Source organism: Ruegeria sp. CH11, from assembly GCF_056537105.1.
Map to the genome: position 1 here is coordinate 380,099 of NZ_JBQFQX010000001.1, position 25,009 is coordinate 405,107.

The window sequence follows — 25,009 nt, forward strand, 5'->3', positions numbered from 1 at the left end:
TCAATTGGATTTACCTGACTCTGACTTAAGGCGATCATACGCGCGCTCGGCGTAATCCAATCGCAACTCATAGCGCCCCTGAACCAACACCTGCTCCGGTGCTTGCAATCCGATGCAAGACAAAGCTTGTCGCAGATGCGTACCTGTCAACGGAACGTACTCCGCAGACTGACCGGACAAAGCGTTATAATTCCGCCCACCGATCCAGCTTGCTCGACGCCGCGCAGAGCGCGCAGTGTGAATGCGAACGTGCAGGAACCGAAACAGCTCGTCTTTGTCAAACGGCATTTCTTCCGCAGCGATGCTGAGTGCCGACAACATCGAAGACAACCCGCCGCCCGTTAGACCGGATGCCTTGGTTTTACGGCGTTTTGCTACAAGACGAATGATAGGTTGATCAGCATCCACCTTGATGCTCTGTTCATGAATCAGTGAGACCCGTTTGAGTGAGACGACTTTGAGATCAACGGCCCGATCACCTTCGTCGCCACCGGTATCAGCACCAGTCCCCAGGCAAGACCAAAGACTCCGTCCATTGTGGCCTTGGATATCCACTCCACGGCCCCGACCCATTGCGTCGCGACCGAATGACCGATGGCATAGGCCCAGTCGTGGATATGGTGCCCCAACCAGCCAAAGCCCAAAACCTCCATTCCGTGAATGACGATAGACCCACCGACCCACAACATTGCAGCTGTGCCAACAACAGAAAGCGTTTTCATCACACCTGGCATCGCCCGGACAAGGCCCCTGCCCAATCCGCGCCCAACCGGCGTCGTTGCGTTCTGCGCAAGGTACAAACCCACATCATCCATCTTCACGATCAGAGCCACCGATCCATAAACGGCGACCGTCACCCCAATCCCCACAACCGCCAGTGTCGCCGCCTGCATCCAGATATTCGGGGCCTCGATAGCCGCCAAAGCGATGGTCATGATCTCAGCCGACAGGATAAAATCGGTCTTGATCGCGCCCTTGACCTTCTGTTCTTCCAGATGGCCTGGGTCTTTGATCTTCATGTCCTCGTCGATTACGTGGCTGCCATGGGGAAACAGCACGTGAAAGATCTTTTCAGCACCTTCAAAACACAAATATGACCCGCCGATCATCAACAAAGGCGTAATCAGCCAGGGTGCAAAATTCGCCAACAGCAAAGCCACCGGCAATAGCAGGATGATCTTGTTGAATATCGAGCCGCGCGCGATGCGCCAGATGATCGGCAATTCGCGCGCCGGGGCAAATCCCTGCACGTATTTCGGCGTCACGGCGGCATCATCGATGATAACACCTGCGGTCTTTGCCCCTGCTTTGCCCGCAGCCGCGACAACATCGTCAACGGATGAGGCTGCAACTTTGGCGATCCCTGCCACATCGTCCAAAAGGGCCAAAAGACCACTCATTGCGCTTCCTTTCTTTTCATCCGTCGCTATCGGACCCTAACCGATCCAACGGCTAGCGCAAGCGTTAGCGCAACCGGACGAGGTTTGCGCTAACACCTTAAAAATATGCCGTTTTTGCCCTTTTGAGATTCCGATTTCGCCGTTATATGCGCGGTAAAGCAAGCGGATTTGGAGACGTCATATGACCATCAAGGTCGGTATCAATGGTTTTGGCCGTATTGGCCGCTGTACGCTGTCGCATATTGCGGCCTCGGCCCGCAACGACATCGAGGTGATCAAGGTCAACGCGACCGGCCCACTGGAAACTTCGGCGCATCTGCTGAAGTATGACAGCATCCACGGACGTTTCCCGCGCGATATCTCGATCGAAGGCAGCACCATGGATCTGGGCCGTGGCCCGATGGAGATGTTCTCGACCTACGATATGAATGAACTGGACTGGGAAGGCTGCGACGTCGTTCTGGAATGCACCGGCAAGTTTAACGACGGGCTTAAGGCAAAGACCCACCTGGAACGTGGCGCACGTAAGGTTCTTCTGTCGGCCCCCGGCAAGAATGTCGACAAAACCATCGTGTTCGGTGTGAACCACAATACCCTGGCCGCCAATGACAACATGGTCTCGAACGGCTCATGCACCACGAACTGCCTGGCTCCGCTTGCCAAGGTATTGGACGAAGGTATCGGCATCGAACACGGCATCATGACCACGATCCATGCCTATACCGGCGACCAGCCAACTCTTGACCGCCGTCACAGCGATCTTTACCGCGCCCGCGCTGCTGCCATGTCGATGATCCCGACCTCGACCGGGGCCGCTGCGGCACTGGGTGAGGTTCTGCCGAACCTCAAAGGCCGATTGGACGGATCGGCCATCCGCGTACCTACCCCGAATGTCTCGGCTGTTGACCTAAGCTTCCGCGCATCGCGCGACGTATCCGTCGAAGAAGTAAACGCCATCGTTGAAGAGGCTGCCAAAGGCCCAATGCAGCGCGTTCTGGGTTTTGAACCGGCGCCGCTGGTTTCCACCGATTTCAACCATACCGAAGAAAGCTCGATCTTCGCGCCGGACCAGACCCGCGTTGTTGACAACCGCATGGTGCGCGTTCTGGCATGGTATGACAATGAATGGGGTTTCTCGGTCCGAATGGCCGATGTCGCGGTTGCAATGGGTCGTCTTAACTGACTTGACCGACTCTGCTTGAACCCGTTTGCCCGCTCAGGTTATCTGGGCGGGCATTTTCGTTCAGGGCAACCGATGACCAATCAAATCGCCATATGGCTTGGTGTTCTCATCCTCGGAGGCGTGATGCTGGACGTTGCCCTGGTCGGCACCGAACATCTGTTGTTTCTGGGCAAGAAACTCTACGATTTCCTCGATTGGGTCGCTTTCTGGCGGTGATCGCTAACCCAGTCTTTCGCGCAGAGCTGCGTTGACGCTGGGGGTGACAAATTTCGACACATCGCCATCAAGCCGCGCAATTTCTTTGACCAGTTTCGACGCAATCGCCTGATGTTTGGCCTCGGCCATCAGGAATACGGTCTCGACCGAGTTATCCAGTGCACGGTTCATGCCAACCATCTGAAATTCGTACTCGAAGTCTGCAACCGCGCGCAGACCGCGCACGATGATCTGAGCGCCCACGTCGCGCGCGCAGTCGATAAGAAGATTTTCGAATGGGTGCGCCACGATTTCAGTCCCGGTCTGATCCGACAGGTGCGCGCATTCGGCCTCAATCATGCCGACGCGTTCTTCGAGCGTGAACAGCGGTCCCTTGTCCCGGTTGATTGCAACACCGATCACCAGCTTGTCCACCAGCGCTGCGGCGCGGCGAATGATGTCAATGTGGCCCAGAGTGATGGGATCAAAGGTTCCGGGATATAATCCAACGCGCATCAGGTGCTCCCGCGCAACAAAATTTCTGCGCAAGCAAACATAACTTCACCGCTGGCGCAAGAGGCAGTCACGACGCGTTGGGGTCTCAGTGCCCCATAATCATGCCTTCCAACGCATCTTTTTCCATCGCAAGTTCGGCCAACTGCGCTTTGACGGCGTCACCAAGGGTCACGATGCCAACCAGCTGGCCATTCTCCAGCACCGGCATGTGACGAAAACGGCCTTCGGTCATTTGCGACAGCACGTCCTGCACCGTATCCTGCAACGTCGCCGTTATCAGGTCATGCGTCATGTATGTTTCGACAGCTTTTGTCAGGCACCCGCTGCCGCTGGCCGCCAGTTCGCGAACAATATCGCGTTCCGACAATATCCCTTCTGCCGTCTGCCCACCGTCTTTGGAGACAACAACCGTCCCGATACGTCTTTCGGCCAGAATTTTCGCAGCTTCCGAAACCGTCGCGGTCGGCTCGACCGTCACCACGCCTTCTGTCGCCTTGGATTTAAGAATGGCTTGAACAAGCATACAAAAAAACCTCCGAAATAACGTACTGTTTTCCAAAAGGTTGCCGGAATGCCGGTACCTGTCAAGGTGAAGCTTGGGCTTCCAGCCGTGCGACTTCTTCGCGCAGGCCATGCGTCAAAGCCTGAGCAAATCGATTCAATCGCTCGTTTCGCTGATCTCCCTGATGGCGCACCAGGTGGAAACTGCGGGTCAGACTGACCTGATCCGTCAGGATTTTTCTGAGGTTCGGGTGAAACGGAAGCGTAAAGTCATGCGCAACGCAGATACCGGTTCCAAAGCTGACCTGACGCAGCTGCACTGAGACCGAATTTGATGCCAATGCGACACGGTCGACACCTATATCGACCAGATAGTCCAACTCGCGATCGAATATCATGTCTGGAATGTACCCGATCATTCGGTGGCCATTCAGGTCCGAAACCAAGCGCACGTCGTCGTGCGCGCTCAGATATTCGGCTGTTGCCACCAGGTGCAGCTTGTAATCACAGATTTTCTGCACCAGCAGTTTACCGCCAGTGGGAATGCTGACCGTAACCGCCATGTCGGCCTCGCGCCGCGACAGGTTGATGACGCGAGGCAGCGCCAGAATTTGAATGTCGAGATCGGGATTGGCATCACTGATTTTGGCGCAGACTTGCGGCAACAGGTAATTCGCGCTGCCATCGGGCGCGCCGATGCGGATCTGCCCACTCAGCGTTTTCGAGGATCCTGCCATCGCCCCGGCTGCCGCACGCATCGCTTCTTCCGCCTGCATGCCGTGATCCAGAAGCCGTTCCCCAACCGAAGTCAGAACGTATCCCTGTTGCGATTTCGTAAAAAGCGTCGCCTTCAGATCGGATTCGAGCCGGGAAATCCGACGACCAACCGTTGCCGGATCCAATTTGAGCAACCGCCCCGCCGCCGACAGGCTTTCTTCGCGCGCAACGGCAAGAAACACCCGCATGTCGTCCCAATTTGGATTCACTTAACCGCCTTTGCATTTTTGCAAAACATCTTTGAGAAGATGCCTCTGTTCAAGCCATTTTTGCAACTCTATTCTGCGCGCAAATATTCCAGAGGAGTTTGAAATGAACGATCTGACCCATTTCCTGAACGGCGCAATGGTGGCGGGCACATCCGGCCGTTTCGATGATGTCTACAACCCGGCGACCGGCGAAGTGCAGTACAAGTGCCCGATGGCAAGCGCAGCCGAAACCACTGCGGCCATCGAAGACGCAGCCGCCGCGCAGGTCGAATGGGGTGCAACCAACCCGCAGAAACGTGCGCGCGTGATGATGAAGATGGTCGCGCTGATGAATCGCGACATCGACAAACTGGCCGAGGTTCTCAGCCGCGAACACGGCAAGACCATCCCCGACGCAAAGGGTGACTTGCAGCGCGGTCTGGAAGTGATCGAATACTGCATCGGTGCGCCGCAAATGTTGAAGGGCGAGTACACTGACAGTGCCGGTCCTGGCATCGACATGTATTCGATGCGTCAGCCGCTGGGCGTTGTGGGCTCGATCATGCCGTTCAATTTCCCGGCCATGATGCCGCTGTGGCACGTCGGTCCGGCACTGGCTTGCGGTAACGCTGTGGTTCTGAAACCTTCCGAGCGTGATCCTTCGGTCCCGCTGATGCTGGCTGAACTGTTCGTCGAGGCTGGTCTGCCCAAAGGCGTGTTCCAGGTTGTGAATGGCGACAAAGAGGCCGTCGACACCATTCTGGACAGCGAGATCATCCAAGGCATCAGCTTTGTTGGTTCGACCCCGGTGGCGCAGTACATCTACAGCCGCGCCACGGCGAACGGCAAACGCGCGCAGTGCTTTGGCGGCGCCAAGAACCACATGATCGTCATGCCTGACGCAGACATGGATCAGGCCGCAGATGCGCTGGTTGGCGCCGGTTTCGGCGCGGCAGGCGAACGCTGCATGGCGGTTTCGGTCGCGGTACCGGTTGGTGAAGAAACCGCAGACGCGCTGATCGAAAAGCTGATCCCACGGGTCGAAAAGCTGAAAGTTGGTCCCTATACCGCCGGTGACGATGTCGACATGGGACCGGTCGTAACTGCCGCCTCCAAGGAACGCATTCTGGGTCTGATCAATTCGGGTGTCGAGCAAGGCGCAAAGCTGGTCGTCGACAACCGCGATTTCAGCATGCAAGGCTATGAGAACGGGTTCTTCGTCGGCCCGCACCTGTTCGATCACGTCACGCCCGACATGGACATCTACAGGCAGGAAATCTTTGGTCCGGTTCTCAGCACGGTTCGCGCCGGTTCCTACGAAGAGGCCCTGAAGCTGGCAATGGATCACGAATACGGAAACGGCACCGCAATCTTCACCCGCGATGGTGACACCGCGCGCGATTTTGCCAGCCGCGTGAACATCGGCATGGTTGGCATCAACGTCCCGATCCCGGTTCCGCTGGCCTATCACACCTTTGGCGGCTGGAAGAAATCCATGTTTGGTGACCTGAACCAGCATGGACCCGACAGCTTCAAGTTCTATACCCGCACCAAAACCGTGACCGCACGCTGGCCGTCAGGCATCAAGGAAGGTGGCGAGTTCAACTTCAAGGCAATGGACTGATCGATCGCCATCGAAAACACAAAAGCCCGGCCCCGTTTTGGGGTCGGGCTTTTTACAGAATATAGCCCAGCACACGCAATCACGAGAAATTCAGCCTCAGCCCCCTAGTAAAACAAGGCGCGGAATAATATTTTGCCGCCAACTACAGATTACGAGCAGATTTTCCTTCGGAGGCAGCCTTGTCCAATTCCCGCATGACCCGCCGCTCTGCCCTGCTGGGCGTGACGTCCCTGCTGGCGACCCCTGCCCTTGTCCGGGCGCAAAGCATTGATGCATTTCCGCAAGACGAAGAGGCAATCAGTACGCAACTGCCGGTGCGCCGGAACACCTCTTCGTTTTCGCAGCAGAACTGGCAGGATCATTTCGACGAGATCGGTGTCGGATGTCTGCTGGCCGATATCACCAGCCGCGCGGTGCACTATTGGGCACCAGACGGCACCTATAAGCTGTACCCAAGTTCGGTTCCGATGAGCGAGGAACTGACCAAGCGCGGCTACACCAAAGTGGTCCGCAAGACCGAGAATCCAAGCTGGACGCCCACCGCCTCGATGCGCGAACGCGACCCATCCCTGCCTGTACGGATGGAGGGTGGCGACCCGGGCAACCCGCTGGGCACCCGCGCGATGTATCTGGGATGGCCTGCCTATTTGGTACATGGCACCCACGACACCCGAAAGATCGGCCGCCAAAGCTCATCGGGATGTATCGGCCTCTACAACCAGCATGTCGAGGAACTCTATCCGCTGGTACAGGTCGGAACCCAAGTGCGTCTGGTCTGATCCAGACCGGATCCAACAAGAAAAGCCCCGGCCATTTGGACCGGGGCTTTGTCGTCAGGGGGTCATGACGAGTTTATTCGGGCAGGATGACTGCATCGACCACGTGAATGACGCCGTTGCTGGCCTCAATATCGGCCTGTATCACCTTTGCATCGTTCACCTTGACGCCGTTTCTGGCGTTCACGCTCAGCCGGTCACCCTGAACTGTAAGCACTTTCGCGCGCTTGCCTGCAATGTCGCCGGACATCACCTTGGCCGGGACAACGTGGTAGGTCAGAATCGACACAAGCTGGTCCTTGTTTTCAGGCTTTAGCAGCGTTTCAACCGTACCTTCGGGCAAAGCGGCAAAGGCCTCATCCGTTGGTGCGAATACGGTGAACGGGCCATCACCCTTCAGCGTGTCGACAAGGCCAGCAGCCTGGACGGCGGCGACCAGTGTGTTGAATGATCCTGCCGATACTGCTGTATCGACGATATCTGCGGCCTGGGCCTTGATTGGCAGTGCAAGGGCCATGGCAGCGGCGGCGCCCATGAATGTGCGGCGAAACATAACTGTCTTCTCCTCTCCGGTTGGTTATGGAAAGGGGTACGGCAGGTTGCTGATAGCGGATCACTTTGGGATCAGAGTTATTTGACCTGCACCCAGATACTTTGCGCCCGACCCTCGCTCAGAAAGGGTAAAGATTCAGCAGCTTCTGGTCGCGCCTGTTGCAGATAGTATCCGGGCCAAAGCATTGAAAACGAACCAGATTGAAGCAACGCATGCAGTATGTACTGTTCGGCCCATCCGGGGCAGTCATAGAAGAAACGCTTGGGATATTCATAGGGTAAAAAAACATCATGCACATGGATCACCACTCCGGGTTTCAGCGTCGGGATGATCCGGCAGAACAGATGGGCTACATCGTTGCTCATCCGTACGACATGGCTTGAGTCGATGAACAAGACGTCACCAGCTTCAAGCTGGTCGAACAGCGCAGGATCGACCTCTTCCAAACGTTTTTGTTCGAAGGTATCGACAACATGCGCAATATCGGCGCGCGGGTAAGGGTCGATCGCGGTGATCCGGGTCTGCAAGCCGCCGTCGATGACCGCCTGTCGTGTCACGCGGGTCGAGTTGCCACAGCCGACCTCGATCACGCGCTTGGGCTGAAATCGACGGATCATCAGGTACAACGCATCCGCATCCGGGCTGTCATAATAGCCATTGCCGATCCGATATCCGGTCTGATTGCGCGCGGGATCTTTCAACGCCTCCAGCGCGGCTGCATGTTGCTGATACTCCGCCGTCAGTTGCGTCAGGTCGAACTCTTCCATGCCCGGGGACAGGGCATAGGCCGGACGGGTCAGGCCACCGGCCGCTTCAAAGGCTTCCAGCCGCGCGCGCTCGTCCCGCTCGGTGACCTTGTCGATCAGCCTGACGCCAAATCGATCCAGAATGGCGTTAATCCGGGGGAATTTTCTGGGTTTCACGCGGTCCGCTCCCAAGAGTTGTCGTTGCCGCGATCCATACCCCCGCTTGCCGGGGCTTCGCAAGCGGTACCGTGCCAAACCCTTGGCAAACTGCAAAATTCCGTATTCACTGGTCCAACCTGAACGACGGGGGACACCATGCAGCAAGAATTTACGCTGGGCATCGAAGAAGAGTATCTGCTGGTCGACCAGGACAGTCTGCAGCTTGCCGAGGCCCCGGATGCGCTGATGGAGGCCTGCCAAGCCGATTTTCAGGGTCAGGTCAGCCCGGAGTTTCTGCAATGCCAGATCGAGGTCGGCACCCGCCCGCACGCAACGATCAAAAGCGCGCGTGAAGACCTGAAGCGGCTGCGTTCCTGCGTCGCCCAACGCGCCGCCGAGTACAATCTTGCCCCCATCGCGGTCTCATGCCATCCGTTTGCCAATTGGAAGGACCAGACCCACACCCGGAAAGAACGCTATGACGCGCTGCAACATGCGCTGGGCGGTGTCGCGCGCCGTATGCTGATCTGCGGCATGCATGTTCACATCGGGGTCGAGGACCCCGCATTGCGCGCTGATCTGATACCGCAACTGGCCTATTTCCTTCCTCATCTCCTGGCTCTGTCCACTTCGTCCCCGTATTGGAACGGCGAGGATACAGGGCTTTCTTCGTATCGCCTGACTGTGTTCGACAACCTGCCCCGAACCGGTCTGCCGCCCATTTTCGGAAGTTGGGCTGAATATGAGCGAACGACCGGAATTCTGGTCGAACTTGGGGTGATCGAGGATACTTCGAAAATCTGGTGGGACTTGCGCCCGTCGCATCGCTTTCCAACGCTTGAGACGCGGATCATGGATGTGCAGCCCCGGATGGAGCATACCCTGTCCCTCGCCGCATTGACGCAGGCGCTGACCCGGATGCTGTGCCGTCTCAAGGACCGCAATCTGCGTTGGCGGCAATATGACCGCTTTCTGATCGGCGAAAACCGTTGGCGTGCACAACGCTATGGCGTGGGCGAAGGTCTGATCGATTTCGGCGACCGCTCGATCACACCGATGGCGGATCTGATGGGCGAACTGATGGGCATGCTGGCCGAAGATGCCGAAGCCCTGGGCACCATGACCGAACTGGCCCGGCTGCGTCAGATTGCCGAAAACGGCACCTCGGCGACCCGGCAAAGACGCGTCTATGCCGAGGCTGCTGCCCGCGGCGCTGATCCCGGCAAGGCCGTGGTCGAACATCTGATCGGGGAATTTCACGCCGACCTGTAATTGCCAACAGCGCTTACAACCAATTGCCGGGCTGCAAAACTTCTGTAAGAATTGCGGAATAAAACACTTGTTCAATTCCACAGACAACAGGGACCGCCCGCCATGGATTTCGCGCTGACCGAGGAACAGACAGCCATATTCGACATGGCCTATGCCTTTGGACAGGACCACATTGCCCCATTCGCCCGCCAGTGGGAAACCGATGGCACCATCCCGAAAGATTTATGGCCCAAGATCGGAGAGCTGGGGTTCGGCGGGCTGTACGTATCAGAGGATGGTGGAGGGTCTGGGCTTTCCCGGCTGGACGCGACGCTGGTGTTCGAGGCCCTGTCGATGGCCTGCCCCTCGGTCGCGGCATTTCTGTCGATCCACAACATGTGCGCCAAGATGCTAGACAGTTTCGCGGATGACGACCTGAAGTCGCGGATCATGCCGGACGTGCTGGGTCTGAACACTGTCCTCAGCTATTGCCTGACCGAGCCGGGTTCGGGCTCGGATGCTGCGGCGCTAAAAACCCGGGCCGAACGAACGAATGAGGGGTTCACACTGAACGGAACCAAGGCCTTTATCTCGGGCGGTGGATATTCTGACGCTTATATCTGCATGGTGCGGACCGGTGAAGACGGCCCCAAGGGCATATCGACGGTCTATGTCGAAGACGGCACCCCGGGCCTCAGCTTTGGTGCGTTGGAGCAAAAAATGGGGTGGAAAAGTCAACCCACCGCGCAAGTTCAATTCGATGATTGTAAAATCCCGTCCGGCAATCTGCTTGGCGTCGAAGGCGACGGTTTCAAATACGCCATGATGGGTTTGGATGGCGGTCGCCTGAACATCGCCTCGTGTTCTTTGGGCGCCGCGCAGGCGGGTTTGGACGCGACGCTGCAATACATGTCCGAACGCAAGGCATTCGGGCAGAGCATTGATCAGTTTCAGGCGCTACAATTCCGTCTGGCGGATATGGAGATCGAACTTCAGGCCGCGCGCGTCTTTCTGCGGCAGGCAGCGTGGAAACTGGACAGCCAGGCGCCGGATGCGACCAAGTTCTGCGCCATGGCCAAGAAGTTCGTCACCGAAACCGGATCAAAGGTCGTGGATCAGTGCCTGCAACTGCACGGGGGTTACGGATACCTTGCTGATTATGGCATCGAAAAGCTTGTGCGCGACCTGCGCGTGCATCAGATACTGGAAGGCACAAATGAAATCATGCGCGTGATCGTTGCGCGACAGATGCTGACCCATCGCTGAGGACCCCATGCCCGACATCGATATTCGCACGAGCGGACGCGCCGGACGCATTACACTGACGCGCCCTAAGGCCCTGAACGCGCTGAGCTATGATATGTGCATGGCCATCGACAGCGCCTTGCGCAACTGGCGCGAGGATGATGCAGTCGATCTGGTCATAATGGACGCCGAGGGCGACAAAGCCTTTTGTGCCGGTGGCGACATCGCCGAGCTTTATGAAAGAGGCATGAAACGCGACTTTGCCTACGGTCGACAATTCTGGCGCGATGAATACCGCCTGAACGCGTTGATCTACGAATACCCCAAACCCGTGATCACCTTCTTGCAAGGGTTCACGATGGGCGGTGGTGTTGGCATCGGGTGCCACGGCAGCCACAGGATCGTGGGCGAAACCTCTCGGATAGCGATGCCAGAATGCGCAATCGGGCTGGTCCCGGATGTCGGGGGTACGTTGATGCTGGCGCAGGCACCCGGACGTCTGGGCGAATACTTGGGAACAACCGGTCACAGAATGGGCGCGGCAGACGCAATACTGGCCGGGTTTGCGGATCACTTTGTGCCTCAGTCCGAATGGCCGGACCTGATCGAGATACTCGAAGCGTCTGGCCAAGCGGATATCATCGCAGAGCATGCGCAAACACCACCGGATGGCGATCTTGCGGGCATGCAAGATGACATAAACCACTGTTTCAAAGGTGAAACCTTGGCGGAGGCCATGGGCGCCCTCCGCACGCTGGATACCGAATTCGCCGCCCAATCTCTGGCAACCATGCATCGAAACTCCCCGCTTTCAATGGCATGCACAATCGAAATGCTGGGCAGATTGCGTGAACCAGCGCTCGGTTTGAGGACTGCTTTGGGCATGGAATACAGGTTCACATACCGGTCGATGGAACACGGAGACATAATGGAAGGTATCCGCGCCCTGATCATCGATAAGGATCGCAATCCGAACTGGAAGTATTCCGGCGGCGATGTTCCGGCGGACGCAGTTTCCAGGATGCTGGAACCTCTGGGACAGAACGCCCTGACCTTTCCAGACGATTGAACCGCAATCGTTGCGATCATCCTGACGAAACCAGACGTAAATATCTATTCGGCGGCTACGGCGCGCCCATCCAGCATCGGCTTCAGATATCGCCCCGTATGGCTGCGCTCGACCTGCGCCACGTCTTCGGGCGTTCCTTCGGCCACGATCTGACCTCCGCCATCACCGCCCTCGGGACCGATATCGATGATCCAGTCTGCGGTTTTGACAACGTCCAAATTGTGTTCGATCACTACAACGGTGTTGCCCTGATCGACCAGTTCATGCAGCACTTCCAACAGCTTGCGCACATCTTCGAAATGCAGACCCGTGGTCGGTTCGTCCAGAATGTACAGCGTCCGCCCGGTCGATCGCTTGCTGAGCTCTTTCGACAGCTTCACCCGCTGCGCCTCACCCCCCGACAAGGTCGTCGCCTGCTGGCCAACCTTGATATAACCCAATCCGACCCGCGCCAGAGCGTCCATCTTGTCCCGGATCGAGGGCACGGCTTTAAAGAACTCCTGCGCGTCTTCCACCGTCATATCAAGCACATCCGCAATGGACTTGCCCTTGAACTTGATCTCTAGCGTTTCGCGGTTGTACCGCGCGCCCTTGCAGGTCTCGCAAGTAACATAAACATCCGGCAGGAAGTGCATCTCGATCTTGATGACACCGTCGCCCTGGCAGGCCTCACACCGACCGCCCTTGACGTTAAAGCTGAACCGGCCGGGCTTGTACCCCCGTGCTTTGGCCTCGGGCAGTCCGGCAAACCAGTCACGGATCGGGGTGAAGGCCCCGGTGTAAGTCGCTGGATTCGAACGCGGAGTCCGCCCGATCGGACGCTGGTCGATGTCGATGACCTTATCCAGATGTTCCAGCCCCTTGATCGTTTCGCAAGGCGCTGGCGTCTGCCGCGCGCCATTCAGACGCATCGAAGCGGTTTTGAACAGCGTCTCGATCGTCAAGGTGGACTTGCCGCCACCAGAAACACCCGTGACGCAGACAAACTTGCCCAGCGGAAACTCAGCGGTGACGTTCTTCAGGTTGTTCCCGGTCGCCTTGACCACTGTGACCTTTTGCTTTTTGCCATTGCGGCGTTCCGCAGGTACCGCAATTTCGCGCGTTCCTGCCAGATACTGCCCGGTGATCGAGGCCGCATCGCTGGCAATCACCTCGGGCGTGCCATGGCTGACCACCTGCCCGCCGTGAACCCCTGCGCCGGGACCGATGTCAAAGACGTAATCCGCCTCGCGTATGGCCTCTTCGTCATGTTCTACAACGATAACCGTATTGCCCTGGTCCCGAAGGTTTTTGAGAGTCCCCAGCAGACGGTCGTTGTCGCGTTGGTGCAACCCGATGGAGGGTTCGTCCAGAACGTAGAGAACCCCGGTCAGCCCCGAACCGATCTGGCTGGCCAAACGGATGCGTTGGCTTTCGCCACCCGACAGTGTTCCGCTTGAACGTGACAGCGTAAGGTATTCCAGTCCCACATTATTCAGGAACCCGAGCCGCTCGCGAATTTCCTTCAGAATTGCCCGCGCGATTTCGTTTTTTTGAGCGCTCAGATGGTTCGGCGCGTCCTCGATCCAGGCCAGCGCCTCGCGGATGGACATCTCGACCACCTGCCCTACGTGCAGCCCAGCGATCTTTACTGCCAGCGCCTCGGGGCGCAGGCGGTAGCCTTCGCAGGTACCACAGGGGCGGTTATTCTGATAACGCTCGAACTCCTCTCGAATCCACGCACTATCGGTTTCGCGATAGCGCCGCTCCATGTTGGGAATAACGCCCTCGAAACTGCGCGTGACCTGATAGACCCGCCCGCCTTCGTCATAGCGGAATTGAATCTCCTCATCGCCCGAGCCGCGCAGAAATACCTGCTGCACCTTCTTGGGCAGATCTTTCCACGGCGTGTTCTTGTCGAACTCAAAATGCCGCGCAATGGCTTCGATGGTTTGCAAAAAATAGGGCGACTTGCCTTTACGCCACGGGGCCAGAGCACCGTCATACAGTTTCAGCGTCTGGTCAGGCACTACGAGACGTTCGTCAAAAAACAGCTCGACCCCAAGCCCGTCGCAATCCGGGCAAGCCCCAAACGGCGCATTGAATGAAAACAGGCGCGGCTCAATCTCGGGGATGGTGAAGCCGCTGACAGGGCAGGCAAAATTCTCGCTGAACGTAATGCGTTCGGGGTCGCCTTCGCGCGGCGCAGTTTCCAGAACCGCAATTCCGTCCGCAAGATCCAATGCCGTGCGCAGACTGTCGGCCAGGCGGGTTTCCATACCCTCGCGAACAACAAGACGGTCAACGACGACGTCAATATCGTGGCGAAATTTCTTGTCCAGTGTGGGCGGCTCGTCCAGCTCGTAGAACTCGCCATCGACCTTGACGCGTTGAAAACCCTGCTTGCGCAGCTCAAGGAACTCTTTCTTATATTCCCCCTTTCGGTCACGCACGATGGGGGCCAGAAGGTACCCTCGCGTCCCCTCCTCCATCGTCATGATGCGGTCGACCATGTCCTGCACCTGCTGCGCTTCGATCGGCAGGCCGGTTGCGGGGCTATAGGGCGTACCGGCGCGCGCAAAGAGCAGGCGCAGATAGTCGTAAATCTCGGTCACGGTCCCCACGGTCGAGCGCGGGTTCTTCGAGGTCGTCTTCTGCTCAATCGAAATTGCCGGAGAAAGCCCGCTGATATGATCCACATCGGGCTTTTCCATCATGTCCAGAAACTGCCGTGCGTAGGCCGACAGGCTTTCGACATAGCGGCGTTGCCCTTCGGCATAGATCGTATCGAAAGCCAGCGAAGACTTGCCCGATCCGGACAGGCCAGTGATCACGACCAGCTGATCGCGTGGAATATCTACGTCGATGTTCTTGAGGTTGTGTTCCCGCGCGCCGCGTACCTCGATATTCTTCAGCTCAGCCATTTCGGCCCCCAACAAACAAGTTCCCTAGAAATAGGCGAGCCGCGCTGAGTCTCCAACAAAAAAGTTAGAACAAAGTGTGAACGGACGGTTTATTGCCGACACCTACTGACAGCCAACACCGAAGCCAAATCGCAGAGGCTTTGGGGCCGGGTAATCTTTGGGAAAAATGGCGCGGTTGACGGGGCTCGAACCCGCGACCCCCGGCGTGACAGGCCGGTACTCTAACCAACTGAGCTACAACCGCGCATCTTTTTTTGTGGCCTTTGCCCTGGACCAAGGGGTGCAGCGATGGCGCGGTTGACGGGGCTCGAACCCGCGACCCCCGGCGTGACAGGCCGGTACTCTAACCAACTGAGCTACAACCGCCCGCTGCCCGTTCCCGATGGAACGTTGGGGTGTATTATGGCTACGCTCGGGCAGCGTCAAGCGGCGTTTTCAAGTTTTTTCCGCTTTTCGAATTTTTCCTGCCGCCCCTGCTTTTGATGCAGGGATTTGCGCCCATCAATCATGCTCACCCCCCTTGCAGCAAATGGTCAGAGCCTGTAAGACCCCGCCTCACGGGTGATTAGCTCAGTGGTAGAGCGCTTCGTTCACATCGAAGATGTCAGGAGTTCAAATCTCTTATCACCCACCATTCAATTTTCTGCTTAATGTCGGTAGCAATTTCAGCCGCCAGTGAAAATCTCTTTCATTCGTTGCATCATCCCCTTGGGTTTCGAAGCCGTTTGTTGCTTTTCCACTTTGCGCTTATCGCGCTCGATCACTCTGGCAAGAATTTTTTCCGCCTTATTCTGCACCATTTCTTTTCGTTCGGCATCATACGAGCAAATCTCATCAATTCGGGTAATTTCCAGTTTCTCGACCGACTTATCATTTATCAAAGAATAGTCGATATCATCAAAATAAAGACCATATTCATCGCGGAGTATCGGTAGTTCTTTGCTCCGAGCCACAATATACTCTGCGATTTCCGGCCTAAGCTCGGGTTTGGTTGGCGCAGCAATCGCCTGATCTGCTTTCAGAACCGCTCTGAAACGTTTTCTCTTCAACGTTAGTTCGTCAGGGTTGCTAGGCCCGGTCTCAGGGGACATTTCCTGCAGAATGGCCATGCCTTCAGCGGAGACACTTTCATTGCTTTGCATTTTGGGTAAAGTTTCGTACGGAATGGGCAGATCCGCCCACTCCAGAAAGTCGGCGATTACGTCGTGGTTCCGGAGCCTTTCTTTCTCAAAAACACGTGCGTTGACGACATCTCCGTATATGTCACTGTAGTTCTTGAGAATCGTTGAAACATGAGCTCCACCCGGTTGGACGATCCGGTTTTTTGATTTGAGCGCTTGCTGCACACTGGACAAATAGCGTTTTACCGGGCTTCGAACATAAGCAAAGACAGATATATCTTCTGACAGTTTGGGCAGAAACTCACGCGCTCTGGCTATTTCTTCAGGTGAATGCGTCGCGAACAAAACTTCACTGCTTAAGATCAGGTTATCGGGTTTTCCCGCATCCAGTTGCCGGAGGAGATAGTCCCACTCCTCAAGCGCGCCTTTTTTCGCCAACTCACTGCTAAAGCCCATTCTGTGCATCACAGAAGGAGCTCTCATAGGATCATCAAGGATCAGAGGCTGTAGCCAGTGGTGGCGGGCGGGAATGTATAGTGTGTCTGGAAATAGACACCCATATTCTCGGATTTCATTCCGCGCCGCATAAAGCGAGTCTTGAATCGATGTCGACCCAGCCTTTCCCATTCCGATGTGAAGCGTGAGTTTCATCTTCGAAATTACTATCCCTTGCAAAGTTTCTTATGAACGCCCTTCACGTATGCATCACGTGTTACACAGAGTCGGACAGAAAAGGCAAATGCTGACCAACTGAACTGTTAATGACGCAACGCAGTTTCATTGCCATGCAAAAAGGGGCGCGCTTTGAGCCCGCCCCTTCGTTCGCGCCATCTTCGTCAGTGCGCCGTGGCCGAAGGACCAGCACTTTCAGTCGTTTTGGCCGCTGCCGCAGCGGCCTCTTCGGCAGCCTCGTCCCACTCAATCGGTTCAGGCTCGCGGACCAGAGAATGCTCAAGAACTTCTGAGACATGTTTGACGGCAATGATCTCGAGACCTTCCTTGACGTTATCCGGGATTTCCGCCAGGTCCTTTTCGTTTTCCTCGGGGATCAGAACCGTCTTGATGCCGCCGCGCAGAGCTGCCAGCAGTTTCTCTTTCAAACCACCAATCGGCATGGCGTTGCCACGCAGTGATACCTCGCCTGTCATGGCGATATCTTTGCGCACCGGGATGCCGGTCAGAACCGAAACGATCGACGTCACCATCGCCAGGCCGGCCGATGGGCCGTCTTTGGGCGTGGCGCCATCGGGCACATGCACGTGGATGTCGATCTTGTCGAACTGCGGTGGTTTCACTCCGATCTGAGGCGAAATGGACCGCACGTAGGACGACGCCGCGTCGATGGATTCCTTCATCACATCGCCCAGCTTGCCAGTGGTCTTCATTCGCCCCTTGCCGGGCAGTTTCAGAGCCTCGATATGCAGCAGGTCGCCGCCCACCGAAGTCCAGGCCAGACCGGTGACAACTCCAACCTGATCGTCCTGCTCGGCCAGACCATAGCGGAACTTTGGCACGCCCAGGAAGTCATCAAGATTTTCCGGCGTAACTTCAACAGTTTCCGCCTCTTTCTTGATGATCTTTGTCAGCGATTTCCGCGCCACTTTGGCAATCTCACGCTCAAGGTTCCGTACACCTGCCTCACGAGTGTAGGTACGGATGATCGATTGCAACGCCTCATCGGTCAGCTCAAATTCCTTGGCCTTCAGGCCATGGTTCTTGATCTGTTTGCTGATCAGATGCTGCTTGGCGATCTCGCGCTTTTCGTCCTCGGTGTAGCCGGCCAGCGGGATGATTTCCATCCGGTCCAGCAGAGGGCCGGGCATATTATAGCTGTTCGACGTGGTCAGGAACATCACGTTAGAAAGGTCATATTCGACCTCCAGGTAGTGGTCCATGAACGTATTGTTCTGTTCCGGATCCAACACTTCGAGCATCGCCGAGGCCGGATCGCCACGGAAGTCCTGCCCCATCTTGTCGATCTCATCGAGCAGGATGAGCGGGTTCGTGGTTTTCGCCTTTTTCAGCGCCTGAATGATCTTGCCGGGCATCGAACCGATATAGGTCCGACGGTGGCCACGAATCTCGGATTCATCGCGTACGCCGCCCAGCGAGATGCGAATAAACTCGCGCCCCGTGGCTTTGGCAACCGATTTACCAAGCGAGGTTTTACCCACGCCCGGAGGGCCAACAAGGCACAGGATCGGGCCTTTCAGCTTTTTCGAACGCTGTTGAACCGCCAGATATTCGACGATCCGCTCTTTGACCTTCTCAAGCCCATAGTGATCGGCGTCCAGAATGTCCTGCGCGCGACCCAGATCCTTTTTGACGCGGGACTTGGTGCCCCATGGCAGAGCCAGAATCCAGTCCAAGTAGTTGCGCACGACCGTTGCTTCGGCAGACATGGGCGACATGTTCTTGAGCTTTTTCAGCTCGCCTTCAACCTTCTCGCGCGCCTCTTTCGACAGTTTGGTCTCGGCGATCTTGGCTTCCAGTTCGGCGACCTCGTTGCTGCCGTCCTCACCATCGCCAAGTTCCTTCTGAATGGCCTTCATCTGCTCATTCAGATAGTACTCGCGCTGGGTCTTCTCCATCTGCGACTTGACGCGGGTCTTGATCTTTTTCTCTACTTGCAGAACCGACATTTCGCCCTGCATCAGGCCATAGACCTTTTCCAGCCGCTCGCTGACCGAAAGCGTCTCAAGCAGTTCCTGCTTTTGTTCGACCTCGATGCCCAGATGACCCGAAACCAGATCGGCAAGCTTAGCAGGCTCGGTGGTCTCGCCAACGGCAGCCAAAGCCTCTTCGGGGATGTTCTTGCGCACTTTGGCATAGCGCTCGAACTCGTCCGCGACAGTTCGCAACAGCGCCTCGGTTGTGGTCACGTCTCCCGGGATCTCGGTCAGATACTCGGCGCGGGCTTCGAAGAAGTCTTCGTTTTCAAGGAATTCCGTGATCTGTACCCGTGCCTGCCCCTCGACCAGCACCTTGACCGTGCCATCGGGCAGTTTCAGCAGTTGCAGCACATTGGCCAGAACGCCGGACCGGTAGATACCGTCAATTTCTGGGTCATCGACGCCGGGGTCGATCTGGCTGGACAACAGAATTTGCTTGTCATCCTGCATCACCTCTTCCAGCGCACGGACCGATTTGTCACGGCCCACGAACAGCGGCACGATCATATGCGGGAACACCACAATGTCGCGCAGCGGCAGGACGGGGTATGAGGAATTCAGAGGCTCTTGCATGCTCAATCCTTATCATTGGCAAGACGGCGCTGGTCCCTGTTCAGGCAACCATTGGCTGTCTCCTGTCTTGGACGGTAAAGGTGGGGCGGTTTGCACCACATTTCAACCTCACCATTATCATTCGCGGATCAGAATGACCCGAGGCACAGGCGACTGCAAGGCGTCGCGCAGACATATCCACCGATTTTATGTCACAGCGAGACAGAGTTCGGCTTAATCGCGTCAGAATACCCTCTGAACCGCCCTAGACAGGAAGAACCCGTGCCCGTCCCGGTTGCGACAATCCAATCCATTTCGGGACGAGTGACAGACAAAGCCGCCAAACTCTCCGGTCACGCCATATTCGGCTCGCTCATAACCGCTGCGATCGCGGCTGAGCGGCTGGCACAGCATCTGAACCGGGTCAGTGTCGAACATAAGGAAAGAGTGACCCCAATCCGAAGCGCAGCTTGCCGGACGTGGCAATGCCGGGGCACCGTGCCGTTCGATTATTCGGCATTCGATATCCGACGATGATGGTCCGTGACCGACAACGCATTGGATGTTTTCGGACGGCGTTTCAAACGTCCAGACATCTGCATAGGCGAACGGGGCAAAAAAGATGCAAAACAAAACAATCAAGCGAGGCACAATATCCTCCTGACACACGCAAATTCACTGATCTAATCCGCTGAGACTAGCAAAATTCGAAAATATTGTCACCGGCCTACAAAGGCTCGATATCGCCCTGCGCGCGCTGCGCATGAAAATTGGCCTGCCAGTCTGCGAACGTTCCGGCCGCGATGGCGTCACGCATTCCCTGCATGATTTCCTGGAAGTAATGCAGATTGTGCCAGGTCAGCAGCATGCCCGAGATCATTTCGTTCGAGCGGAAAACGTGATGCAGATAGGCGCGGGAATAGTTCGAACAAGCCGGGCATGAACAACTTTCGTCCAGCGGGCGCGGATCGTCGGCGTGGCGCGCGTTCTTGATGTTCACAACACCGTGACGCGTGAACACTTGCCCGGTTCGGCCCGAACGCGACGGCAATACGCAGTCCATCATGTCGATCCCGCGCGCAACGGCACCGACGATATCATCGGGTTTGCCGACACCCATGAGATAACGCGGCTTGTCGCTCGGCAGATAATCGGGCGCATAGTCGAGGCAGTCGAACATGGCCTCCTGCCCCTCGCCCACGGCCAGACCACCGACGGCATAGCCTTCGAACCCGATGGATTTCAGGGCCTCAGCGCTTTCTTCGCGCAGATCCTGTTCCAGCCCGCCCTGCATGATGCCAAACAGAGCATGGCCTGGGCGGTCGCCGAATGCTACGCGGGACCGTTCCGCCCACCGCATCGACAGGCGCATCGACTCGGCGATGCGGTCGCGGTCGGCAGGCAATGCGGGGCATTCATCAAAACACATGACGATGTCCGAGCCCAAAAGTCGCTGGATTTCCATCGACCGTTCCGGCGTCAGTTCGTGTCTGGACCCATCAATGTGGGATTTGAAGGTCACGCCCTTCTCGGTCAGTTTGCGCAACCCGGCCAGCGACATCACCTGAAACCCGCCCGAGTCGGTCAGGATCGGCCGCTCCCAGTTCATGAACTTGTGCAAACCACCCAGACGATCAATCCGCTCGGCCGTTGGGCGCAGCATCAGATGGTATGTGTTCCCCAGCAGGATGTCAGCACCGGTGGCGCGCACGCTTTCGGGCATCATTGCCTTTACCGTGGCTGCGGTGCCCACAGGCATAAAGGCAGGTGTGCGCACATCCCCGCGCGGCGTATGGATCACTCCTATACGGGCCTTGCCATCGGTTGCTTTCAGATCAAACGAGAAACGGTCGGTCATCTATACGCCTCGGGTCGCGGAACCGGGCAGCATTTGCCTGATCCGCCTGGGCATTGCAACCCGTCAGACACACGTTGCGGGGCGTCGAAACAGGGTGCAAAGCAGTCACAGCGCTCAATTAAGGCCGCGTCGGCGGTCCCAAAAGTTTGCATCGCGAGCACCGCACGCCATACCAGAGTTGAAATCGGGCGACTCAATCCCCACATGTATACCACAGTACACAATAACAGAGGACAGAAATGACCGAAGAACAGATTATCGGCCTGCTTACTTCGAACATTATTTATTTGCTTGCGGCGGCCTTCATTATCGCCGTCATTTTCAAAGGCATCAAAATCGTACCGCAATCCGAGAAATACGTGGTTGAACGGTTCGGCCGGTTGCACTCGGTTCTTGGCCCTGGCATCAACTTTATCGTTCCGTTTCTGGATGTTGCGCGCCATAAGATATCCATTCTTGAACGCCAGCTTCCTAACGCGACCCAGGACGCCATCACCAAAGACAACGTTCTGGTGCAGATCGACACCTCGGTCTTTTATCGCATTCTGGAACCCGAAAAGACGGTGTACCGTATCCGCGACGTTGACGGCGCCATTGCCACCACTGTGGCCGGTATCGTCCGCGCCGAGATCGGCAAAATGGATCTGGATGAGGTGCAGTCCAACCGCGCCCAACTGATCGAACGCATCCAGGAAAGTGTCGAGACCGCCGTTGATGATTGGGGCATCGAGGTGACGCGCGCCGAAATTCTGGACGTGAATCTGGATCAGGCCACCCGTGACGCCATGTTGCAACAGCTCAACGCCGAACGCGCGCGCCGCGCACAGGTGACCGAAGCTGAGGGCCAGAAACGCGCCGTCGAGCTCCAGGCCGATGCTGAGCTTTATGCAGCCGAGCAGACCGCCAAGGCCCGCCGCATTCAGGCCGAAGCCGAGGCCTATGCCACCGAAGTGGTCGCCAAGGCCATTCAGGACAACGGCCTTGAGGCCGCGCAATACCAAGTCGCCCTGAAACAGGTTGAATCGCTGAACGCGCTCGGCGGCGGATCGGGATCACAGACCATCGTTGTTCCTGCCAACGCGATCGAAGCTTTCGGAAACGCCTTCAACATGCTGAAAGGAAACAAATAATGGCCGATCCCTACTGGCTGACCTGGTGGATCTGGCTGGCAGCAGCGCTGGTTCTGGCGATCCTCGAGGTCGTGCTGCCGGGTTTCATATTTCTGGGTTTTGCGATCGGCGCGGCCATCACCGGTATCTTGCTGCTGATCCCGGGCGTAACGCCTGTCCTACCGGCACTGATGCTGATCTTTGCAATACTGTCGCTGGCTGCATGGCTGTGTCTGCGCCGGATGTTTGCCTCGCCCCACGGTCAGGTAAAAACCTTCGACCGTGACATAAACGACTAAGCGCGGTTGGTGCCTGCTACAAGGCGCCACCGCACCTCTGGACGCTGGTGGATGCTTTCCCTATATAATCCGTCAGGTAACAGACCCGAGGCATCAATGACTCACCCCAGCGAACATCTTGAAGGCACGCCCCTGATTGCACCTTCAACGATCGAACACCCGTTGTACGATTCGATCGTCGACGCCTGCCGTACGGTCTTTGACCCCGAAATTCCGGTCAATATCTACGATCTGGGTCTGATCTACACCATCGAGATCAGCGATGAGAACGCCGTGAAGGTCATCATGACCCTGACCGCACCGGGTTGCCCGGTTGCGGGTGAGATGCCCGGCTGGATCGTCGAGGCAGTCGAACCTGTTGCTGGCGTCAAAGAGGTTGACGTCCAACTGACATGGGAGCCCCCCTGGGGCATGGAAATGATGTCGGACGAAGCCCGGCTTGAACTGGGCTTCATGTAAACAAGACTTATCCACAGAATTCGCTTCGCTGTTACAAAACAGTGTGTTGATTGTTACGCAACCGTTTTCGAGACGTCACATTGCTGGGCCAGAACGCCCTCGCAGACTGACCGGAGATTATGATGCGTTTACCAACCTTTTGCGCCGCCCTATTGCTGCCCACGATCGCTGTGGCCAACGGTGTCGCCCCACAGATAAGCTATGGCCCGCGCCCGGCATACTTGATCGACAAACTGCCCGAGGGTGAGCTGAAATCGACGCTGCAAGCCTGCGCCGCTCAGACCCCGAAAGCCTCGGAGTTTTCGATCGGTCATCGCGGCGCGCCGTTGCTGTTCCCGGAACATACGGTCGAATCCAACGTTGCAGCAGCGCGTATGGGGGCCGGGATTCTGGAATGCGACGTGACCTTTACCAAGGATCACGAACTGGTCTGCCGCCACGCGCAGAACGACCTTCATAAAACGACAAATATTCTGACCAGCGATCTGGCTGATATCTGCGTGGTTCCATTCGCGCCCGCCGAAGGAGAGACCGAGGCACAGGCCGAATGCCGGACATCCGAACTGACACTCGCACAGTTCAGAACGCTGATCCCGAAAATGGACAGTGCCGACAAATCCGCCACAACTCCGCAAGACTATCAGGCAGGTGTCGCGGGCTGGCGCACCACCTTGTTTGTGGATGACGCTCGCACCATGACCCACGCCGAATCCATCGCACTGTTCCGCGATCTGGGGGTCAAATTTACGCCTGAGCTGAAATCGCCATCGGTTGAAATGCCGTTCAACGGGTTCAGCCAGCAGGACTATGCGCAAAAGCTGGTCGACGAATACAAGGCCGCCGGTATCCCCGCCTCGGATGTTTGGGCGCAAAGTTTCAACCTTGATGATGTTTTGTACTGGATCGAGGCTGAGCCCGAGTTCGGAAAGCAGGCAGTTTTCCTGGACAACTCATACAATATCGATGGCTTCGACCCCAACGACCAAACTACCTTTCCGCATGATTTCAATGAATTACACGCTAAAGGTGTCAACTATATCGCACCGCCGATGTGGATGCTGGTCACCGTTGACAACGGTGAGATTGTCCCCTCGGTCTGGGCGAAGCAAGCCAAAGAGGCCGGTCTGAAACTGATCACCTGGACGCTGGAACGCTCGGGGCCGCTGTCAACCGGCGGTGGCTGGTACTTCCAGTCGCTTGCGGATGTGACGGCGGATGACAGCATGTATTACCAATTGCTGCACGTGCTGGCACAGGATGTAGGCGTCGAGGGCGTTTTCTCGGACTGGCCTGCGACAGTCACCTACTACGCGAACTGCATGGGCCTATAAACAAGCCGCCCCCATGAAAGCTTGGCCCATCCTGGACCGCCCTTGCCCGAGGGCGGTCCATTTTTGTCTGCAAGTGCCGCACTTTGGCTTCGATCAGCGCCAATATCCCGGTCTGTGCCACGCGCTAATTCACGTTGCAGGTCGATTTGATCTCTGCCGCGCGGTCGTCCAGCTGCTTGATATAGTCGCCAGACAGCATCTTGAGCCGCTTGTTCTCGGTCCCTGTCGCCAACCCAAGCAGCGCACCAGCCGGAGTGATTGAGATAACGCTTTCAACCTGTTGATCTTCCGCATGTTTCTTCTCGGCAGCGATAGCGCGCAAATCGCCCTCGGCGGTCGAGCAATTAACGGGGTGCCGCTCGGTTTCAGCGATCACGGTTTGTGTCAGGCCCACCAGCCCGACAGTTGCGGCCGCAAAGGCGTTAAACGCTCGTTTTAGGATAGCCATCATCACTCCACCTTGGTCATTGAAAAGGGTTCGAAACTTTTGGCAGGCTATGGTCATTCACGGGTTTAGGGCAA

Annotated in this window: 24 protein-coding genes and 3 tRNA genes; 12 read left to right on the forward strand and 15 right to left on the reverse strand. The window is 56.9% G+C overall.

Annotation, left to right across the window (positions count from 1 at the left end; genetic code table 11):
* Together ACR0LX_RS01915 and ACR0LX_RS01920 are read right to left on the reverse strand one after the other, a co-directional pair.
* Positions 1-408: a hypothetical protein gene (locus ACR0LX_RS01915; protein WP_480782336.1), complete on the reverse strand. Its 408-nt coding sequence runs from the start codon at positions 406-408 to the stop codon at positions 1-3.
* 20 nt (positions 409-428) lie between these two features.
* Complete coding sequence (locus ACR0LX_RS01920) at positions 429-1,400, reverse strand: DUF808 domain-containing protein (protein WP_480782337.1); 972 nt, start codon at positions 1,398-1,400, stop codon at positions 429-431.
* A gap of 181 nt (positions 1,401-1,581) precedes the next feature.
* Here ACR0LX_RS01920 and gap point away from each other — a divergent pair, with 181 nt between their 5' ends.
* Both gap and ACR0LX_RS01930 read left to right on the forward strand, forming a co-directional pair.
* Positions 1,582-2,583 carry a type I glyceraldehyde-3-phosphate dehydrogenase gene (gene gap, locus ACR0LX_RS01925; protein ID WP_480569453.1) on the forward strand — a complete coding sequence of 334 codons (1,002 nt, stop codon included), beginning with the start codon at positions 1,582-1,584 and terminating at the stop codon, positions 2,581-2,583.
* Positions 2,584-2,655: 72 nt separating this feature from the next.
* Positions 2,656-2,799, forward strand: a complete 144-nt coding sequence (locus ACR0LX_RS01930; protein WP_480782338.1) for a hypothetical protein — start codon at positions 2,656-2,658, stop codon at positions 2,797-2,799.
* Positions 2,800-2,802: 3 nt separating this feature from the next.
* On the opposite strand, the gene coaD is transcribed toward ACR0LX_RS01930, so the two are convergent.
* The 3 genes from coaD to ACR0LX_RS01945 all read right to left on the reverse strand — a co-directional run bounded on the left by coaD (position 2,803) and on the right by ACR0LX_RS01945 (position 4,781).
* Positions 2,803-3,294, reverse strand: coding sequence for a pantetheine-phosphate adenylyltransferase (gene coaD, locus ACR0LX_RS01935; protein WP_480569450.1), 492 nt, complete (start codon positions 3,292-3,294; stop codon positions 2,803-2,805).
* Between the two features lie 85 nt (positions 3,295-3,379).
* Positions 3,380-3,817, reverse strand: coding sequence for a CBS domain-containing protein (locus ACR0LX_RS01940; protein ID WP_480569447.1), 438 nt, complete (start codon positions 3,815-3,817; stop codon positions 3,380-3,382).
* Between the two features lie 61 nt (positions 3,818-3,878).
* Entirely contained in the window at positions 3,879-4,781 is a 903-nt protein-coding gene (locus ACR0LX_RS01945; protein ID WP_480782339.1) for a LysR family transcriptional regulator, read from the reverse strand.
* Positions 4,782-4,884: 103 nt separating this feature from the next.
* Between ACR0LX_RS01945 and ACR0LX_RS01950 the strand changes: the two genes are divergently transcribed.
* Positions 4,885-6,384: a CoA-acylating methylmalonate-semialdehyde dehydrogenase gene (locus tag ACR0LX_RS01950; RefSeq protein ID WP_480782340.1), complete on the forward strand. Its 1,500-nt coding sequence runs from the start codon at positions 4,885-4,887 to the stop codon at positions 6,382-6,384.
* 194 nt (positions 6,385-6,578) lie between these two features.
* A complete protein-coding gene (locus tag ACR0LX_RS01955; RefSeq protein ID WP_480571114.1) occupies positions 6,579-7,163 on the forward strand; it encodes a L,D-transpeptidase in 585 nt (194 codons plus the stop codon).
* A 73-nt stretch (positions 7,164-7,236) separates the two neighbouring features.
* On the opposite strand, the gene ACR0LX_RS01960 is transcribed toward ACR0LX_RS01955, so the two are convergent.
* On the reverse strand, positions 7,237-7,713 hold the full coding sequence (locus ACR0LX_RS01960; RefSeq protein WP_480782341.1) for a fasciclin domain-containing protein: 477 nt from the start codon (positions 7,711-7,713) through the stop codon (positions 7,237-7,239).
* Positions 7,714-7,790: 77 nt separating this feature from the next.
* Positions 7,791-8,636 carry a class I SAM-dependent methyltransferase gene (locus tag ACR0LX_RS01965; protein WP_480782342.1) on the reverse strand — a complete coding sequence of 282 codons (846 nt, stop codon included), beginning with the start codon at positions 8,634-8,636 and terminating at the stop codon, positions 7,791-7,793.
* 138 nt (positions 8,637-8,774) lie between these two features.
* On the opposite strand from ACR0LX_RS01965, the gene ACR0LX_RS01970 reads away from it, so the two are divergent.
* From ACR0LX_RS01970 to ACR0LX_RS01980, 3 genes are all read left to right on the forward strand, one after another.
* Positions 8,775-9,890: a carboxylate-amine ligase gene (locus ACR0LX_RS01970; RefSeq protein ID WP_480569432.1), complete on the forward strand. Its 1,116-nt coding sequence runs from the start codon at positions 8,775-8,777 to the stop codon at positions 9,888-9,890.
* A 102-nt stretch (positions 9,891-9,992) separates the two neighbouring features.
* Positions 9,993-11,135: an acyl-CoA dehydrogenase family protein gene (locus ACR0LX_RS01975; protein WP_480782343.1), complete on the forward strand. Its 1,143-nt coding sequence runs from the start codon at positions 9,993-9,995 to the stop codon at positions 11,133-11,135.
* A 7-nt stretch (positions 11,136-11,142) separates the two neighbouring features.
* Positions 11,143-12,183, forward strand: coding sequence for an enoyl-CoA hydratase/isomerase family protein (locus ACR0LX_RS01980; protein WP_480782344.1), 1,041 nt, complete (start codon positions 11,143-11,145; stop codon positions 12,181-12,183).
* A gap of 44 nt (positions 12,184-12,227) precedes the next feature.
* Here ACR0LX_RS01980 and uvrA read toward each other — a convergent pair whose 3' ends face one another.
* The 3 genes from uvrA to ACR0LX_RS01995 all read right to left on the reverse strand — a co-directional run bounded on the left by uvrA (position 12,228) and on the right by ACR0LX_RS01995 (position 15,452).
* Positions 12,228-15,086 carry an excinuclease ABC subunit UvrA gene (gene uvrA / locus ACR0LX_RS01985; RefSeq protein WP_480782345.1) on the reverse strand — a complete coding sequence of 953 codons (2,859 nt, stop codon included), beginning with the start codon at positions 15,084-15,086 and terminating at the stop codon, positions 12,228-12,230.
* A 167-nt stretch (positions 15,087-15,253) separates the two neighbouring features.
* Positions 15,254-15,330: transfer RNA gene (locus ACR0LX_RS01990), tRNA-Asp, on the reverse strand.
* A 45-nt stretch (positions 15,331-15,375) separates the two neighbouring features.
* Positions 15,376-15,452, reverse strand: a tRNA-Asp gene (locus tag ACR0LX_RS01995).
* Between the two features lie 193 nt (positions 15,453-15,645).
* On the opposite strand from ACR0LX_RS01995, the gene ACR0LX_RS02000 reads away from it, so the two are divergent.
* Positions 15,646-15,720, forward strand: a tRNA-Val gene (locus ACR0LX_RS02000).
* Between the two features lie 31 nt (positions 15,721-15,751).
* On the opposite strand, the gene ACR0LX_RS02005 is transcribed toward ACR0LX_RS02000, so the two are convergent.
* The 4 genes from ACR0LX_RS02005 to tgt form a co-directional block, all read right to left on the reverse strand.
* Positions 15,752-16,858: a hypothetical protein gene (locus ACR0LX_RS02005; protein WP_480782346.1), complete on the reverse strand. Its 1,107-nt coding sequence runs from the start codon at positions 16,856-16,858 to the stop codon at positions 15,752-15,754.
* A 185-nt stretch (positions 16,859-17,043) separates the two neighbouring features.
* A complete protein-coding gene (lon, locus tag ACR0LX_RS02010) occupies positions 17,044-19,452 on the reverse strand; it encodes an endopeptidase La (protein ID WP_480782347.1) in 2,409 nt (802 codons plus the stop codon).
* Positions 19,453-19,674: 222 nt separating this feature from the next.
* Complete coding sequence (locus ACR0LX_RS02015; protein ID WP_480782348.1) at positions 19,675-20,082, reverse strand: DUF6636 domain-containing protein; 408 nt, start codon at positions 20,080-20,082, stop codon at positions 19,675-19,677.
* 76 nt (positions 20,083-20,158) lie between these two features.
* Positions 20,159-21,289 (reverse strand): tRNA guanosine(34) transglycosylase Tgt, encoded by a 1,131-nt coding sequence (gene tgt, locus ACR0LX_RS02020; protein WP_480782349.1) that lies wholly within the window; start codon positions 21,287-21,289, stop codon positions 20,159-20,161.
* 239 nt (positions 21,290-21,528) lie between these two features.
* Between tgt and ACR0LX_RS02025 the strand changes: the two genes are divergently transcribed.
* From ACR0LX_RS02025 to ACR0LX_RS02040, 4 genes are all read left to right on the forward strand, one after another.
* Positions 21,529-22,419 carry an SPFH domain-containing protein gene (locus ACR0LX_RS02025; RefSeq protein WP_480569408.1) on the forward strand — a complete coding sequence of 297 codons (891 nt, stop codon included), beginning with the start codon at positions 21,529-21,531 and terminating at the stop codon, positions 22,417-22,419.
* Entirely contained in the window at positions 22,419-22,697 is a 279-nt protein-coding gene (locus ACR0LX_RS02030) for an NfeD family protein (RefSeq protein ID WP_480569405.1), read from the forward strand. Before ACR0LX_RS02025 ends, ACR0LX_RS02030 begins: the two co-directional genes overlap by 1 nt.
* Before the next feature lie 96 nt (positions 22,698-22,793).
* A complete protein-coding gene (locus ACR0LX_RS02035; protein ID WP_480569402.1) occupies positions 22,794-23,156 on the forward strand; it encodes an SUF system Fe-S cluster assembly protein in 363 nt (120 codons plus the stop codon).
* Between the two features lie 119 nt (positions 23,157-23,275).
* Positions 23,276-24,487: a glycerophosphodiester phosphodiesterase family protein gene (locus ACR0LX_RS02040; protein WP_480782350.1), complete on the forward strand. Its 1,212-nt coding sequence runs from the start codon at positions 23,276-23,278 to the stop codon at positions 24,485-24,487.
* 124 nt (positions 24,488-24,611) lie between these two features.
* On the opposite strand, the gene ACR0LX_RS02045 is transcribed toward ACR0LX_RS02040, so the two are convergent.
* Positions 24,612-24,935, reverse strand: coding sequence for a hypothetical protein (locus ACR0LX_RS02045; RefSeq protein WP_480782351.1), 324 nt, complete (start codon positions 24,933-24,935; stop codon positions 24,612-24,614).
* Positions 24,936-25,009 lie beyond the last annotated feature (74 nt).